The following is a 15,877-nucleotide window of genomic DNA, read 5'->3' on the forward strand; positions in this document are numbered from 1 at the left end:
TTCGAATTTTGCTCTAACTATGCGGATCCCTCTTCCCAATAATATTCTCCACGCTCTTACAGCGGACAGATAAAAGTTAAAGGGCTTCTGTTAATGGAAGGGATATAACGTGACAGTCAAAAATATTGCCATGAAGAGCAAATTGTGTATTTATTTTTCTAAATAAAGAAATAAAAGAGCAACATTGCATTCCAATTGTCGGAAGCGGGCAGCAGATAAACAAAAATAAAACAGCTGTAGCAAGAAATAGCTACAGCTGCTGCTTAATCAAATTCTGTCTGCTTGGCAAAGGAAAATTCAGCAATTGCCGTTCTTTTTTACATGATTCCCTTTTATTTCAAGCGTTTTTCAAGCTCAGCTTTTTTCTCTTCAAAGCCCGGTTTGCCTAAAAGAGCGAACATGTTGATTTTGTATGCTTCTACGCCTGGCTGGTCAAACGGGTTAACGCCAAGTAAATAACCGCTCATTGCACAAGCTTTTTCAAAGAAATAAACGAGATATCCGAATGTATAAGCGTTTAATTCAGGAATGGAAACAATGAGGTTCGGTACGCCCCCGTCAGTATGAGCTAAGAGAGTCCCTTCAAATGCTTTTTTATTGACAAAATCAACAGATTTTCCGGCTAAATAATTTAATCCGTCCAGGTTGCTTTCATCTTCTTCAATCGTTATGTCATGCCGTACCTTGTCTACATGTAAGATCGTTTCAAATATGTCCCGGCGCCCTTCTTGCACATATTGTCCTAACGAATGCAGATCTGTCGAAAAGTTGGCTGAAGCAGGGAAAATACCTTTCAAATCTTTTCCTTCACTTTCCCCGAAAAGCTGCTTCCACCATTCCGCAAAATATTGAAGAGCCGGCTCATAATTGATGAGCATTTCAATTGTTTTCCCTTTATTATAAAGAATATTGCGCGCAACGGCATACTGGTAAGCTGGATTCTCCATTAGCTCGGAAGAAGAAAAATCTCTTCTTGCATCTTGAGCGCCCTTCATAATCTCTTCAATATCCACTCCGCTTACCGCAATCGGAAGAAGCCCGACAGCAGTTAGAACAGAATATCGTCCGCCGACATCATCCGGGATAATAAATGATTCATATCCTTCTTCATTTGCGAGTGTTTTGAGGGCTCCGCGCGCTTTATCTGTCGTAGCATAAATACGTTTTTTCGCTTCTTCTCTTCCATATTTATCCTCTAATAATTTGCGGAAAATTCGGAACGCTATCGCTGGTTCTGTCGTTGTTCCAGATTTAGAAATGACATTAATGGAAAAATCTTTTTCTTTTATAAAATCAATAACATCTTGGATATATGTAGAACTTATATTGTTTCCGACAAAAATAATTTGCGGCGCTTTTCTTTGGCTTTTTGAAAGAGCATTAAAAAATGAATGGTTCAACATTTCAATTGCAGCTCGAGCACCTAAATAAGAACCTCCGATTCCGATGACAAGCAATACATCAGAATCCGAACGGATTTTTTCGGCACATTGTTGAATCCGTGCAAATTCCTCCTTGTCATAATCTTGCGGCAAATCGATCCAGCCTAAAAAATCACTTCCTTGACCTGATTTTTCATGCAAGGAATGATGGGCAACCTTTACAAAATCTTGATAATATGTAAATTCTTGCTCACTAAAAAAAGATAAAGCTTTAGAGTAATCAAAACGTACATGTGCCATAAGCCAATTCCTCCATCTCTAAAAATTTATCTGCCATGTCTTCCACTTTATCGAAAATATTTGTCGAAATCAAGAAAACAATAAACAGAACAGGCTCATTATTCCTGCTATTAGATGTATAAATTTTTCATTTTGATACAAGTTAATAAGGAAAAATTCAACTTAAAGGAGGTAGCAACATGAGCACTTTACAGCGGATTGCACTGCTTTTTACAATAATCGGAGCCCTGAACTGGGGTCTTATCGGATTTTTTCAATTTGATCTTGTGGCAGCTATTTTTGGCGGCCAAAATGCTGCTTTATCTAGAATCATTTATGGTATAGTCGGTATTGCCGGTCTCATTAATCTTGCTCTCTTATTTAAACCTGATGCAGAATTTGCCCGTAATGAGCCTAAGACGGAAACAAGATAAAGACAACAAGCATTTCAATGAGATCAAAATTCGGAGCTTAAAAAATCGACATAATTTTCTGTAAAAAAACCTTCTATAATTTTTTTCTAAAATCGACAGAACCGAAAAGTAGGGTTCAAATAAACCGGCATAATTGCCGGTTTTTTTCATTAGCGCAGTCTTTGTAACACGAATAAGTATTAAAAAGCAAATTCGTGTTCTACAATAACGTTTCCGTAAAATTCCGCCATGACCATGATGCGTATGTCTTTATTTTTTTATAATATTTTCGTGTTTTGATTGTTCAATCCATTCCTGCAGCTTTTCACGCAATGTGTTAAAGCCTCTTGACGCTTCGCTTTCTGTTTTTTGTTTAGCAATTGGTTTTGATTTTTCTTCCACTGCCTTAATGGATAAGCTGATCTTTCCCGATTCATGATCAACCGAAAGAATTTTTACATTTACTTCATCGCCGATCTTTAAGTAATCCCGGACATCTTTTACATATCCGTGGGCAATTTCCGAAATATGCACTAGACCTTGCGTTTCTTCATCCAATGCTACAAATGCACCGTACGGCTGGATTCCTGTCACTTTACCAACTAAAACAGCCCCGATAGGATATTGATTAGCCATTTAAACACTCCTAATTCATAATTTCTGCTTAAAACGAATATGCGGTGATCAATTATAACACAATGTACTCATTTGAGCAAAAATAAATAAAAAAACCTGGCCTCATATTAGGCCAGGCAATAAAAGCATTATAAAGATTGTACAAATCGTTTGATCCTTTTCATCGCTTCTTGAAGCTGCTCCATAGATGATGCGTATGAACAACGAATATATCCTTCGCCGCTTTGGCCAAAAACATTGCCGGGGACTACTGCTACTTTTTCTTCTAAAAGCAATCTCTCCGCAAATTCCTCGGAAGACAATCCGGTGCTTTTAATGCTTGGAAAAGCATAAAAGGCACCGCCCGGCATATGGCAAAATAAACCGGCTTCATTTAACGACTGAACAATGTAGTTTCTTCTTCTTTGATAGCTTTTCCGCATATATAAAACATCTTCATCATTTTCCAATGCTTCTAATGCAGCGTATTGGGCCATTGTCGGCGCGCACATGATCGAATATTGATGAACCTTCAACATTGCACGCGCAAAAACTCGGTCAGCAGCTATATACCCAAGCCGCCACCCTGTCATGGCAAAGCCTTTAGAAAAGCCGGAAATAAGAATTGTCCGTTCCTTCATACCTTCAATACTCGGCATGCTTACATATTCATCTTCATAACAGAGCTCAGCATAAATCTCATCAGCCACTACCAGCAAGTCATATCGCTTAGCAATTTGTGCAACTGCTTCCAGCTCTTTCTTCGATAAAACCGTTCCTGTCGGGTTGTTTGGCGTACAAATCATAATGGCTTTTGTCTTACTTGTAATATATTTTTCCAAAATTTCCGGATTGACTTTAAATTCTTCTTCTCCAAAGGTAGATACGCTGACAGGCTTCCCTCCCGCGAGAGTGACCAGAGGCGCATATGAAACAAAGCAAGGTTCTATTATTAATACTTCATCCCCGCTATTAATAATAGACCGGAAAGCTATATCGATCGCTTGACTCGCACCAACTGTTACAATAATTTCTTCAGCCGGATCGTACTGTAAATCAAAACGTTTGAACAAATACTCGCTGATTTTTTCGCGAAGCTCATACAATCCAGCGTTTGCTGTATAAGACGTAAATCCTTGTTCCAAGGAAAGAATGCAGGCTTCGCGTACATTCCATGGAGTGACAAAATCAGGCTCTCCTACACCAAGTGAAATAACGCCTTCCATATTGGCAGCTAGGTCAAAAAACTTGCGGATGCCTGATGGCTTCATATTTATGACAGTTTCTGACAAATATGAATTTAACGTCTTCATTTTCATGGTGACACCACGATTCTTTTATCTTTATCTTCGTGATCAAAAATGATTCCGTCATGTTTATATTTTTTCAAAATAAAATGTGTTGTTGTAGATAAAACGGATTCAAGCGTTGACAGCTTCTCCGATACAAAACGGGCTATATCATTCATTGTTTTTCCTTCAATCACGACAGAAAGATCATAAGCGCCTGACATTAAATAAACCGATTTAACCTCGTTAAATCGATAAATGCGTTCGGCAATTTCATCAAACCCTACGCCTCTTTTTGGAGCCACCTTTACATCGATCATGGCTGTTACGCCTTCATGTCCGTCTACCTTTTTCCAATCAATAGTTGTCGCATAATTCACGATGATTTTTTTCTCTTCTAAACCTGAAATCAATTTCTTTGTCTCTTCCTCAGAAAGTCCAATCATTTTCGCAATTGTTTCAGGTGTTAAGCGGCTGTCTTCCTCCAAAATTTCTAAAATTTCTGTTTCCTTTTCAGTCAATTTCATTTTTGTAAATCCCCCTAAAATGGAATCTTCAGATAATTATATCACGTTCCAGAATTTTTACATCACTATGCCAGAAAATTTTTTAAATTGATGGATAAACTAACGGTACAAAATTACTGAAAGGAGAAATAAGCATTGCTAAAGGAAATCCATCACAAGATGAAAATATTAGGAACAAATATATATTACGAATATTATCATCATCCACAACAAACAGATACGATCGTGCTGATTCATGGATTTTTATCCTCCACCTTCAGCTACAGAAAATTAATCCCTTTATTAAAAAAGCACTTTTCCATTATAGCCATTGATCTTCCCCCATTTGGGAAATCCGAAAAAGCAACGAAGTTTTTCTATTCCTATCACAACATGGCAAAAGCGGTTATAGAGCTTTTAGAACGTCTGCAAATCAAACAGGCTGTAATTGTCGGCCATTCCATGGGCGGACAAATTTCTTTATATGCAGCTAAGCAAAAACCTGATTTGTTTAAAAAAATTGTGCTCATTTGCAGCTCTGGTTATATGCAAAAGATGCCTTCCTCTCTCATATTTTGTTCATATCTCCCGTGTTTTTACCTTTACGTTAAAAGACAATTTATCAGGCAAGGCGTATGGAAAAGCTTATGCAGTGTCGTGCACGACCAATCGCTCATTAACGAAGACATGATATACGGATATAGCGAACCGTTTTATGACGATAAAATTTTCAGAGCATTGACCCGAATGATTCGTGAACGTGAAGGAGATCTTTCCTCACAAGACTTAAAAACGATTGAAATTCCATGCTTATTAGTATGGGGGGAAGAAGATAAAATCGTTCCAATCGAAGTCGGATACCAGCTTCAGAAAGATTTGCCCATCTCTCGTTTTGTCTCCTTCAAACAAACAGGCCATTTAGTGCCTGAAGAGCGGCCATATCATGTTAGTAATCACATTTTTGATTTTTGTTTCGGCTAAATAGGCAAGTGTTTTTACAATAATTGGCATGACACATTTTTTTTAATCGCCAATAGTTTTTTGGCGATTTTTTCACATTCCTTTAAAGGTATAACCTCTTCAAAAGAGAATTCGTAAATTGACTGAATCTTCCTAGCCAACTGTAAAGGGTGATCAATTGTATGAACGGCTTGAATGCAATCAACTATTTCCAGTTCGTAAGCATCATTGCCCAGTTGGAGCGGATCCCATTCACTTAACAGTTCAATCATAAATAAATTTGCCTCTTTTTGTTCCATATCGCTTCCCCCAAATTGGTACAAAATGTTTGCAATTGTATTTTAGCACATATACATTGGTATTGAGGTGAGAAGATGAGTGATTTTGATCAAGTAATAAAAAGAAAAGGAACACAATCTTACAAATGGGATTTCACAAAAGAATTGTTCGGACATGAAGATGTTTTGCCAATGTGGGTAGCTGATATGGATTTCAAATCTCCCGATGCGGTCATAGCGGCTTTGAAAGAACGAGTCGAACACGGTGTGTACGGCTATACTGGCGTCGCCTCCAAAACAAAAAAATCGGTTCAAAATTGGCTAAAAACAAGACATGGATGGGAAATTTCAGCCGATTCACTTGATTTTTGTTCAGGCGTAGTGGAAGCAATGAGCATAGCCATCCAAGCATTAACGGAAGAGGGGGATCGGATTGTGATTCAGCCCCCGGTATACAAGCCTTTTTTTGACATGGTGAAGTATAATAAACGCATTGTTGTGGAGAATGAATTAGTTTTAAAAGACGGGCGTTATTCTATCGATTTTGAAGATTTGGCGGAAAAGCTGGCAGATCCATCCGTCAAAATGCTGATTCTTTGCAACCCGCAAAACCCGAGCGGAAGAGTATGGACAAAAGAGGAGCTTGCAAAAATCGGCGAATTGTGCTTAGAAAACGGCGTGTTTGTTTTTTCAGATGAAATTCATTCAGATATTTTGCTGTTCGGCAATAAGCACACTCCTTTTGCTTCCATCAGTGAATCATTTGCTCAAAATTCCATTACAGCTATTGCGCCAAGCAAAACATTTAATCTTGCCGGCCTTCAAGCTTCAGCAGTGATCATTCCTGATAAGAAAATATTAGGTAAATTTAAACAAGTGAAAAGAAAGCAGGGGCATTTTTCTTTAAATATTTTTGGCATTACGGCAATGGAAGCAGCCTACAATAACGGACATGAATGGCTGGATTCACTTCTCCTTTACCTTGAAGAAAACGTAAAACTTGTCGAACAATATATTGGGGAGCATTTAAAAAGTATAAACGTAATCCATCCTGATTCTACGTATTTAATTTGGCTTGATTGCCGTTCATTAAATATGACTGAACAACAATTAAAAAAACAGCTGCTTGAAAAAGGAAAATTAGCATTGGAACTGGGCAGTAAATACGGCAAGGCTGGAGAAGGTTTTGTGCGGATGAATATCGGCTGTCCGCGGCAGATGGTCCTAGATGGATTAAAGAGACTAAAAACGGCTCTTTCTTAACATTCGTTGGGAGGCATCGCCTCCCGGTTTCAGCTTCTTTTTTTCTCATTTTCTGAAAGCTTTTTCAGCAGCTCATTCGCTTTTTCTTCTTCCTTGCGGGATATTTTTTTAAAAAAAATGATCGCAACTACAGCTAAAATGATAAACGGAACCATTTGCAAAAAACCATATAAATATTCAATTTTATTTTCCGGAAAATATAGAATAAAATTTAGAAGCCATTCCATGATCATCACGACCTTTCAAATCCATTCTATCTTTTACTATAGCAAAATTTTGCTTTATCATGCCATCTGCTCTGAAAATAAAAGTGTACAATAGGTGAAAACATTACAATTGCTGGAGGGGAAAACTTTGGACATAAAAGTCGGGGATATCGTTACAGGCATTTATAAAACCGGTAAATATATCGGGGAAGTTACCGAAATTCGGGAGAATCATTATTTAGTAAGAGTAAAAGCGGTTTTAAAACATCCGATGCAAGGGGATTTGCACCAGCCGAAACAAGCAGATGTTCCGTTCTTTCATGAACGCAAAGCACTTTCCTTCAATGAACAAGCAAATATTCCAAAAAAAATGGTTCACCATTATAACGGGGAAATTCCTGATTACGAAACTTCTCTGAAAGAAGCTTCCGCTGCTTTAAAGAAGGAGCTTGAGGAAGATGGAAGCGATTGGGCATTGCGTTCTCTTGAAAACTTGAATCGATTAGAGAGAGAATATTTTAAAGCATTATGAAAAGGCCACTACAAATTGCAGCTGGCCTTTTCATGTCGCTTGCTTTTGCCATAATTTTGTTAAATCTATTCGTTCACCAATTGTCAGCGGCTTTGGTTTCAAAAGATATTGCTTATCTTTTTCAATCAGCTTAAAAATATTAAAAGTTGTTAACGCATCGTCAAGTGCACGATGATGCTTGCCGATTCCTTTTTTGCCGTATTCCTCCACAGCTTTCCACAATCCTGTTTGATTGCGGTCGCCAAAAAATTTTTTATATTCCATTGATAAATCGATCTCCGTACCTGCTATTGGAAATGGCAGTCCATGCTCTTTGCAATTATGGCGAAGAACTTTCATGTCCATGTTGCCCCATGTCACGATCATTGTTTCTTCCCCAAAAGAAAGCTTGCGAAGAAGATGAACCAATTCGGAAAACGATAGACCGTTATCAACTTGTTCTTGGGTAATTTCCAAAAAACGCTTACATCGTTCTGTTAATTTTGGAAAAAATCTAGGTTTTACAAATGTGGAAAACGTCTCTTTAATTTTTCCCCTTTCTACCTTTACGACACCCGCTTCGATAATTTCCGGAAAAAAGCCTTCCGGATTCATTTTGTTCTCAGCCATTGTAAATTCAAAATCAATAAATAACTGCTTCTTGGCCTCCACGTTATCCTCCCCCCTTATGAATCACTGCTCCGAAAACACCGTTACTTCATTATATCATTTAACAAGAATAAATATCTTCCATTTCGGAAAATAAAAAATTTTTTATGAATTTTTTATTATAAAATAGAAGAAAGTCCTGCGGTAATATGTCAAGGTGAAAAATCATAGAAATTGGAAATTCCCTTGTCCGATGATCCGAAAAAAGGCAATACTGAAGAAACCCAGTATTGGTACATGTAATAAACTGGGTCTAAAGGTTGATATTGGTATACCAGATCGATCCTCTTATCGATCTTCCCCCTTTCTTGGCGTGTAGATTTGACCGTTGCGTAGCAGCGCATCGATCACACGCACGAGTTTTCTAGCGGTGAGGACGAGGGCTCGTTTATGTTGGTGTTTGGGCACTTCCTCATACTTCTTCCGGTAGTACGCACGAAACGTCGCATCATGCCGTTGCACCGAGTTGGCAGCCTCCACTAGGTAGTAACGGAGATAGCGATTGCCGGAACGAATGAGGGAGGTGTCCTCGGCTTGAAAACGGCCCGATTGGTGCTTGGACCATGTCAAGCCGGCATATTTTGCCAAGGCGGCCTGGTTGTGAAACCGCTCGATTTGCCCGATTTCGGCCAGGATGCCTGCGGTATAAACCGGTCCGATGCCTGGGATGGTTTGCAGTGTGTTCGGAATGCCTTCAAGATGGCGGGTAATGGCTTTATCGAGCTCTTTGAGCTGCGATTGCAGGCTGCGGATTGATTGAATCGACAGCCCTAACAGCAAGTCGATGGAATCCTCGACACACTTGGACAACCGATACGACGAACGGGCCGCCTTTTGAATCGACTTGGCGATGCATTCCGGATCGGCAAAGCGATTGCGCCCTTTTTGGCGCAGGAAGTCGGCCAACTGCTTGACATCCATTTGGCAGATGTCATCGAGGCTCCACGACTCAAGCAGCAGTTCGAGAATGGCATGTCCGAAGATCGAACTGTCCACCTCTTGGGTAAAGGAACTGCATTTGTAAAACAAGTGCTGGAGAAAATACTGTTTCTCACGGGTTAACTGGTGGACGAGATGATATCGCATGCGTGTCAGTCGCTGAAGCGCGAGAAACTGCTCCTTGAGGACAGCCGTCATCTTCAGACGGCCGAAGCGAAGCCGATCCGCAATGATCCAAGCATCGATGTCATCCGTTTTCTCCAAGTCGACATAGGCTTCTTTAAACTTGCGAATGAGCTTTGGATTGATCGTAAACACCTTGACGTTCCAAGCCTGCAAGGCCTCCTGCTGGTGGAAAAACATAGCTGGATGCCAACTGTAGACCGAGGTGGCTTCCATCCCGATCAGAATTTCGGTTGGCTTTCGCTTGTTAGCCCACAGGAGGATTTGATCCCGAAGGAAGGTGGCGCCCAGAAGATGATTATCCACTTTGAAGCGTGCGCACGTATTTCCTTCATGATCCATAATGCAGGTGGCTAAGTCGCGTGAGCTCACGTCGATCCCGACGTAGAGTTTCATGAGATCACCTCCTATTGTTGTAGGATCGAGGGGTAGGACTCTTCGGGATGCCCCCGGATCGCGCCTGTTGACCAGTCACCCTCGCATATGAGAACTCACGTTGGACCATGGGCTGCCCTGGAAGCTGCTCCTTCCAGCATGGGGAAAACCAACGGGAACAGCCTGCGGGTTAGACGTCCAAACAGGGGCCGAGGAGACAGACTTTACAAGTAGTCAAAGCTACAGGAGTGAGAAGAGTATCCCCGATGATCCTAAGACCATTATCCAGGAACATTGCGAAAAGTCCAACCCCGGTACGCTCAACCCTTTGTGGGAGGGGCGCGCCCCTCCCACAAAGGCAACCACCCAAGATATGCGATTGTCAAGGAGCGTATCGGACTGGAAATTCGATAAAAAAACTTTCTGAAACTTAGTATACGAGGAGTGAATATCGATGAAGCCAAAAAAAATCATTCTTTTCGACGGCATGTGCAATTTTTGCGATTCGACCGTAAATTTCATCATTTCGCACGATCCAGATGAAATTTTTATATTCGCACCGCTGCAATCAAGCAAGGGAAAGGAATTATTACAGCAATTCGGCCTTTCGACTGAATCTTTTGATTCGCTCGTATTATCGGATGGGAATCGCTGTTATACAAAATCCACTGCTGCTTTACATATCGCCAAACACTTAAGCGGGTTTTTGAAAATATTTTACGGATTCATCATCATCCCGAAACCAATTCGCGATTTTATTTATCAGATCATTGCTAAAAACCGATATAAATGGTTCGGTCAAAAAAACAAATGCATCCTTCCTAGTGAAAACATAAAAAAACGTTTTTTACAATAATCCGAGGAATTTTTAAAACTGCCTGTTCATCTCATAAATTTTTCTTTCTGTAAAGAAAGAAACTGGACAATCGCCAATTTCTTTTAAAAAACTCGATTTTACTTGTATTTTCTTTAATGTTTTTGGCATTTCATTCTTAGTAATTGATGACACGAATGTATTCTCTTGGTGCAAATTTTTCTTCATTCATATTTTTGGAAAAAGTATTGATTGGCGTCCACTCATATGATGGATGTACATACGTCTGTTTCGTTTGTTCATGCAAATACCATGAAATGCTGAATAATAAGATAAAAATTAAAACGGCTGTCATTACCTTTTTTGTCATCATACCACCTCATTTTCAAGGTGGGAAATTTCACAAAAAAATATACATTTTATGATTTTTTTGATACGATATTTGTGGTCTTATGAACTTGAAATTTAAAATGCTATATATGCAAAAAATATTGAGAACAATAAAATACAGCTAGTCCAAAACATTGGATAAGGAGGGTTTACATGACATTTCTGCATTGGGCTATATTATTTCCATTTCTATTTGCTTTCATGGTACCATTCCTATATAAGACATTTCGGAAAATACATACTGGATGGTTTGTGCTTCCCCTTCCTATATGTTTATTCATATTTTTTCTTCAATTTTTGCCGGGAGTTAAGTATAAAGAAGGTATCGTACAAACTGTTAAATGGATTCCATCATTAGGAATTGATTTTGCTGTTTATGTGGACGGACTCAGCCTTCTGTTTGCTTTGCTCATTACCGGTATCGGATCTCTCGTTGTTCTTTATTCGATTTACTATTTGTCGAAGGAAAAAGAACAGCTGAATGCGTTTTACGTTTATTTGTTGATGTTTATGGGGTCAATGCTTGGAGTAGTCTTAACTGATAATACTATTGTTTTATATACTTTTTGGGAAATTACCAGCTTTTCTTCTTTTCTATTAATTGGCTATTGGCATTATCGGGAAAGATCACGTTACGGGGCGCTAAAATCGATGCTTATTACTGTTTTCGGCGGGCTTTCCATGCTTGGCGGATTTATATTGCTCTACATCATGACTGGAACATTCAGCATTCGTGAAACAATTGCCCAAAGCAGCAGTATCGCCGACAATGGATTATTTATCCCAGCCCTTATTCTGCTCTTATTGGGAGCATTTACAAAATCCGCCCAATTTCCTTTTTACATTTGGCTGCCTGATGCGATGGAAGCGCCAACGCCAGTCAGTGCGTATCTCCACTCAGCAACGATGGTGAAAGCAGGCATTTATTTAGTTGCTCGATTCACACCTGTATTTGCAGGAAGTGCCGAATGGTTTTGGATCGTTTCACTTTTCGGAATTTTCACCTTATTCTGGGGATCCTTCCATGCGGTGAAACAAACAGATTTAAAAGCGATGTTAGCCTTTTCAACTGTCAGCCAGCTCGGCATGATTATGTCCCTTTTAGGTGTCGGCTCCGCCGCCCTCTTGTTTGATCATTTTGAATTTTATTCAGTTGCGATTTTAGCAGCGATTTTCCATTTGATTAACCATGCGACATTTAAAGGCAGCCTATTTATGGTTGCAGGCATTGTTGATCATGAGACAGGCACTCGAGATATTAGAAAGCTTGGCGGACTCATGTCCCTTATGCCCATTACCTTTACGATCGGTTTAATCGGCGCGTTTTCTATGGCAGGTCTTCCACCATTTAATGGATTTTTAAGCAAGGAAATGTTTTTTACCGGTATGATTCGAGTATTGAACATGGATGTATTTCAAACAGAAACATGGGGGTTTTTACTTCCAGTGCTCGCATGGATCGGCAGTATTTTTACATTTATTTACAGCATGATGTTTGTTTTTAAAACATTTGCTGGAAAATTGCAGCTGGAAAATCTGCCTAAAAAACCCCACGAGGCGCCGATCGGAATGCTGATTCCGCCTATTGTGTTGGCATCCCTTGTTGTTATTTTTGGATTTTTTCCAAACTTGCTTGCTTACAGCTTAATCGAACCGGCAATGAAATCTGTCATGCCTAGCGTGTTGAAGGATGGAGAACATTTTCACATCCATATTTCACATTGGCACGGCTTTACTGCGGAATTTTGGATGACAGTTGGCGTAGTGATACTTGGAATATTCCTATACTTGACAGCGTCAAAATGGAAAAGAGTTTACGATCTGCAGCCGAAAAGGATGACGCTCAATCAATTATATGATCATTCTTTAAAAACGGTAGGCAAAACTTCCAACCGGCTGACAAGCTTTTATATGACTGGATTTATTCGCGACTATCTCGTCTATATTTTTGCATTTATTATCATGGCAGTTGGAGCGACAATGATCATCAAGCAATCAATCTCTTTTACTGCGGATGATGCTGCACCTGTCGGAATTTATGAATTGATCCTGTCGATTGTTATGATAGCCGGTTCAATCACAGCTGTTTTGGCAAGATCCAGATTGACAGCCATTATTGCACTTAGCTCCGTCGGGTATTCACTCGCACTGTTTTTCGTTTTATTTAGAGCGCCGGATTTAGCTTTAACGCAGCTAGTTATTGAAACGGTATCAACTGCCTTGTTTTTGCTTGCTTTTTATTTCTTACCTGAGCTGCAGAAAAAAGATAAAACTCGAAGATTCCGCCTGGTGAATTTTATAATTTCAGCAGGCGTCGGGGGGATTGTAACGCTGCTGGCCATTTCCGCAAGCAGCGAACGCACTGGAAAAACGATCGCGGAATACTTTCTGGAAACAAGCTATAGCTTGGGCGGCGGATACAATGTCGTCAACGTTATACTAGTCGATTTCCGCGGCTTTGACACGCTGTTTGAAATAACTGTTTTGGCAATCACAGCGCTTGCTGTCTACAGTATGATTCGCCTTCGCACAGGAGGGAAAGACGTTGAAGAAAACGGCTTTAAAAACGAATGATCTTATTTTGCAAACAATTACAAAAATCGTACTTTTTATCGTGATCATTTTTTCGTTCCATTTATTTTTCGCTGGCCATAATGCCCCTGGAGGCGGGTTTATCGGCGGGCTCATCACATCAGGAGCAATCGTTTTATTATTGATCGCTTTTGATGTCAAAACCGTGAAAGCGATTTTGCCCATTAATTATGTTAAAGTGGCGGCGTTCGGATTATTGATTGCGATTTTATCGGGGATCGGCTCCTTTCTTTTCGGAGTTCCGTTCCTTTCCCATACACATGGCCACGTTCACATACCGGTTTTAGGCGATACGCATCTTGCGACTGCTGTCATTTTTGATCTCGGTGTATATTTTGTTGTTGTTGGTGTGACAATGACGATTATTCAAACGATTGGAGAGACGGAATAATGGAGATTGTAACTTCCATTGTTGCAGGAATTTTGTTTATGACAGCTACATATTTAATGCTTTCAAAAAGTTTATTGCGGATCATTATTGGAACAGGTCTTTTGAGTCACGGAGCTCATCTCCTCATTTTAACGATGGGGGGACTGAAAAAAGGAACTGTTCCGCTGCTAGATGAACACGCAGCTTCTTATGTAGACCCTTTGCCGCAAGCACTTATATTAACTGCAATTGTCATTAGCTTTGGAGTAACAGCCTTCTTTTTAGTGTTAGCCTACAGATCTTATCAAGAACTTGGAACAGACGATATGGATCAATTGAGGGGAAATGATCAGAAATGAATAACAATATCATTATTTTACCGATTATTATTCCTATGATAACTGCAGTATTGCTTATTTTTTTCAATAAACAAGAAAAAGTGCAAAAATATTTAAGCGCTGTTTCTTCCGTTATAAATATCGGCATTTCCGTTTTCCTTGTTCACTATGTTCATACAAACGGAATCATTTCCCTTGAAGTCGGGGATTGGAAAGCGCCGTTTGGGATTGTTCTTGTAGCCGATATGTACGCGATTCTGCTTGTTTTAACGGCAAACATTATTGTTTTTGCCTGTTTGCTATTTTCCTACAAAATAGTAGATTATAATCGAAGCAAATTTTTCTACTATTCCGGTGTCATGTTTTTATTGACCGGAGTGTCCGGTGCTTTTCTGACAGGAGATCTTTTCAATCTGTTTGTGTTCTATGAAGTTATGCTCATGTCTTCTTATTTTTTAATTGTTCACGGAAATTCAAAGCCGCAATTAAGAGAAACTATTAAATACATTTTAGTAAATGTTATTTCATCCGCTTTATTTGTCATATCCGTTGCATTTCTATATGCTGTAACAGGTACATTAAACATGGCTGACTTGAGCCTGCGAGTCGCAGAATTAGGCTCATCCGGCATCATCGCGGCCATCTCCATCATGTATTTAATTGTATTCGGATTAAAAGGAGCCATTTTCCCGCTTTTTTTCTGGATGCCCGGCTCCTATCAGGCTCCGCCAGCAGCTGTTACGGCTCTATTTGGTGCTCTTTTGACAAAAGTTGGCGTCTATTCGATCACAAGAGTGTTTACGCTTATTTTTTTGCAGGACATTGCATTTACTCATACGTTTATCGCATGGCTGGCGGTGCTTACGATCATATTTGGCGTTATTGGCGCCATTAGCTTCTCGGATATTAAACAGATCGTGATATACAACATTTTGACAGGCGTTGGTGTCATTTTATTCGGAGTGTCCACAATGACCGAATCAGGTTTAGAGGGATCAGTTTATTACATGATCCACGATATGATTATTAAAGGGTTGCTGTTCCTTTTGGTCGGAATCGTCTTTTCGATCACTGGAACAACAAACCTTGATAAATTCAGTGGACTAATAAAAAAATACCCAACACTTGGGTGGATGTTTTTTATCGCCGCATTAGCTTTAGCCGGCATTCCACCATTAAGCGGTTTTATCGGGAAACTGAAAATAGTCCAAGGGGGATTTGAGCAAGGTGAATTTGTATTAGCTTTCGCAGTCTTGCTTTCAAGCCTTTTAGTCCTATATTCTGTGATGAAAATATTTATTAACGGTTTTTGGGGAGAGGAAAAAATTCCGCAAGTTCTGGAAACCAGTCAAGTAAAAAGTCTTTACGTTCCGGCTGCTTTTTTGCTTGCTCTCTCATTATTTTACGGGCTTGGCACAGAATTTATCTCTTCATACATCAAACAGGCGGAACAGGTTCTTCTTTCTCCTGATCTTTATATTGAAGCCGTATTAAAGGAGTAGATC

The 15,877-nt window shown here is 39.6% G+C and carries 18 protein-coding genes; 9 read left to right on the forward strand and 9 right to left on the reverse strand.

Annotation, left to right across the window (positions count from 1 at the left end):
* Positions 1 to 332: 332 nt before the first annotated feature.
* A complete protein-coding gene (locus NSQ94_RS14575) occupies positions 333 to 1,682 on the reverse strand; it encodes a glucose-6-phosphate isomerase (RefSeq protein WP_339229510.1) in 1,350 nt (449 codons plus the stop codon).
* Positions 1,683 to 1,861: 179 nt separating this feature from the next.
* On the opposite strand from NSQ94_RS14575, the gene NSQ94_RS14580 reads away from it, so the two are divergent.
* Positions 1,862 to 2,095: a DUF378 domain-containing protein gene (locus tag NSQ94_RS14580; protein WP_063387049.1), complete on the forward strand. Its 234-nt coding sequence runs from the start codon at positions 1,862 to 1,864 to the stop codon at positions 2,093 to 2,095.
* Positions 2,096 to 2,344: 249 nt separating this feature from the next.
* On the opposite strand, the gene yugI is transcribed toward NSQ94_RS14580, so the two are convergent.
* The 3 genes from yugI to NSQ94_RS14595 form a co-directional block, all read right to left on the reverse strand.
* Positions 2,345 to 2,710: a S1 domain-containing post-transcriptional regulator GSP13 gene (gene yugI / locus NSQ94_RS14585; protein WP_066249272.1), complete on the reverse strand. Its 366-nt coding sequence runs from the start codon at positions 2,708 to 2,710 to the stop codon at positions 2,345 to 2,347.
* Between the two features lie 128 nt (positions 2,711 to 2,838).
* The gene (locus NSQ94_RS14590) at positions 2,839 to 4,008 is read right to left on the reverse strand and encodes an aminotransferase (RefSeq protein WP_186439307.1); all 1,170 of its coding nucleotides are present in this window, start codon (positions 4,006 to 4,008) and stop codon (positions 2,839 to 2,841) included.
* Positions 4,005 to 4,505 carry an Lrp/AsnC family transcriptional regulator gene (locus NSQ94_RS14595; protein WP_063387051.1) on the reverse strand — a complete coding sequence of 167 codons (501 nt, stop codon included), beginning with the start codon at positions 4,503 to 4,505 and terminating at the stop codon, positions 4,005 to 4,007. The genes NSQ94_RS14590 and NSQ94_RS14595 overlap by 4 nt, the downstream gene beginning before the upstream one ends.
* 159 nt (positions 4,506 to 4,664) lie before the next feature.
* Between NSQ94_RS14595 and NSQ94_RS14600 the strand changes: the two genes are divergently transcribed.
* Positions 4,665 to 5,465 carry an alpha/beta hydrolase gene (locus NSQ94_RS14600; protein WP_066249306.1) on the forward strand — a complete coding sequence of 267 codons (801 nt, stop codon included), beginning with the start codon at positions 4,665 to 4,667 and terminating at the stop codon, positions 5,463 to 5,465.
* A 14-nt stretch (positions 5,466 to 5,479) separates the two neighbouring features.
* Here the strand turns inward: NSQ94_RS14600 and NSQ94_RS14605 are convergent, their stop codons facing one another.
* Positions 5,480 to 5,743: a DUF1871 family protein gene (locus NSQ94_RS14605; RefSeq protein ID WP_066249268.1), complete on the reverse strand. Its 264-nt coding sequence runs from the start codon at positions 5,741 to 5,743 to the stop codon at positions 5,480 to 5,482.
* A 75-nt stretch (positions 5,744 to 5,818) separates the two neighbouring features.
* Here NSQ94_RS14605 and NSQ94_RS14610 point away from each other — a divergent pair, with 75 nt between their 5' ends.
* Complete coding sequence (locus NSQ94_RS14610) at positions 5,819 to 6,985, forward strand: MalY/PatB family protein (RefSeq protein WP_339211077.1); 1,167 nt, start codon at positions 5,819 to 5,821, stop codon at positions 6,983 to 6,985.
* 29 nt (positions 6,986 to 7,014) lie between these two features.
* On the opposite strand, the gene NSQ94_RS14615 is transcribed toward NSQ94_RS14610, so the two are convergent.
* Positions 7,015 to 7,212 (reverse strand): hypothetical protein, encoded by a 198-nt coding sequence (locus NSQ94_RS14615; RefSeq protein ID WP_063387054.1) that lies wholly within the window; start codon positions 7,210 to 7,212, stop codon positions 7,015 to 7,017.
* A 127-nt stretch (positions 7,213 to 7,339) separates the two neighbouring features.
* On the opposite strand from NSQ94_RS14615, the gene NSQ94_RS14620 reads away from it, so the two are divergent.
* Positions 7,340 to 7,723: a kinase-associated lipoprotein B gene (locus NSQ94_RS14620; RefSeq protein ID WP_063387055.1), complete on the forward strand. Its 384-nt coding sequence runs from the start codon at positions 7,340 to 7,342 to the stop codon at positions 7,721 to 7,723.
* Between the two features lie 30 nt (positions 7,724 to 7,753).
* Here the strand turns inward: NSQ94_RS14620 and kapD are convergent, their stop codons facing one another.
* Positions 7,754 to 8,374 carry a 3'-5' exonuclease KapD gene (gene kapD / locus NSQ94_RS14625; RefSeq protein WP_063387101.1) on the reverse strand — a complete coding sequence of 207 codons (621 nt, stop codon included), beginning with the start codon at positions 8,372 to 8,374 and terminating at the stop codon, positions 7,754 to 7,756.
* Positions 8,375 to 8,659: 285 nt separating this feature from the next.
* Entirely contained in the window at positions 8,660 to 9,889 is a 1,230-nt protein-coding gene (locus NSQ94_RS14630) for an IS110 family transposase (RefSeq protein ID WP_027725928.1), read from the reverse strand.
* Between the two features lie 433 nt (positions 9,890 to 10,322).
* Here NSQ94_RS14630 and NSQ94_RS14635 point away from each other — a divergent pair, with 433 nt between their 5' ends.
* The gene (locus NSQ94_RS14635) at positions 10,323 to 10,724 is read left to right on the forward strand and encodes a thiol-disulfide oxidoreductase DCC family protein (RefSeq protein ID WP_144597766.1); all 402 of its coding nucleotides are present in this window, start codon (positions 10,323 to 10,325) and stop codon (positions 10,722 to 10,724) included.
* A gap of 136 nt (positions 10,725 to 10,860) precedes the next feature.
* On the opposite strand, the gene NSQ94_RS14640 is transcribed toward NSQ94_RS14635, so the two are convergent.
* The gene (locus NSQ94_RS14640; RefSeq protein ID WP_339229513.1) at positions 10,861 to 11,055 is read right to left on the reverse strand and encodes a hypothetical protein; all 195 of its coding nucleotides are present in this window, start codon (positions 11,053 to 11,055) and stop codon (positions 10,861 to 10,863) included.
* A gap of 170 nt (positions 11,056 to 11,225) precedes the next feature.
* Here NSQ94_RS14640 and NSQ94_RS14645 point away from each other — a divergent pair, with 170 nt between their 5' ends.
* Genes NSQ94_RS14645 through NSQ94_RS14660 form a run of 4 tightly spaced genes read left to right on the forward strand, consistent with a single transcriptional unit; the run spans position 11,226 to position 15,874 of the window.
* Positions 11,226 to 13,646 carry a Na+/H+ antiporter subunit A gene (locus NSQ94_RS14645; protein WP_339229515.1) on the forward strand — a complete coding sequence of 807 codons (2,421 nt, stop codon included), beginning with the start codon at positions 11,226 to 11,228 and terminating at the stop codon, positions 13,644 to 13,646.
* Positions 13,618 to 14,055, forward strand: a complete 438-nt coding sequence (locus NSQ94_RS14650) for a Na(+)/H(+) antiporter subunit B (protein WP_339229517.1) — start codon at positions 13,618 to 13,620, stop codon at positions 14,053 to 14,055. The genes NSQ94_RS14645 and NSQ94_RS14650 overlap by 29 nt, the downstream gene beginning before the upstream one ends.
* Positions 14,055 to 14,393 (forward strand): Na(+)/H(+) antiporter subunit C, encoded by a 339-nt coding sequence (locus NSQ94_RS14655; RefSeq protein WP_066249252.1) that lies wholly within the window; start codon positions 14,055 to 14,057, stop codon positions 14,391 to 14,393. The genes NSQ94_RS14650 and NSQ94_RS14655 overlap by 1 nt, the downstream gene beginning before the upstream one ends.
* Entirely contained in the window at positions 14,390 to 15,874 is a 1,485-nt protein-coding gene (locus NSQ94_RS14660; RefSeq protein ID WP_130157061.1) for a Na+/H+ antiporter subunit D, read from the forward strand. Before NSQ94_RS14655 ends, NSQ94_RS14660 begins: the two co-directional genes overlap by 4 nt.
* The last annotated feature ends 3 nt before the right edge of the window (positions 15,875 to 15,877 follow it).

The sequence above is a fragment of the Aeribacillus sp. FSL K6-2833 genome, from assembly GCF_037965815.1.
GTDB classification, from domain to species: domain Bacteria; phylum Bacillota; class Bacilli; order Bacillales; family Aeribacillaceae; genus Aeribacillus; species Aeribacillus composti.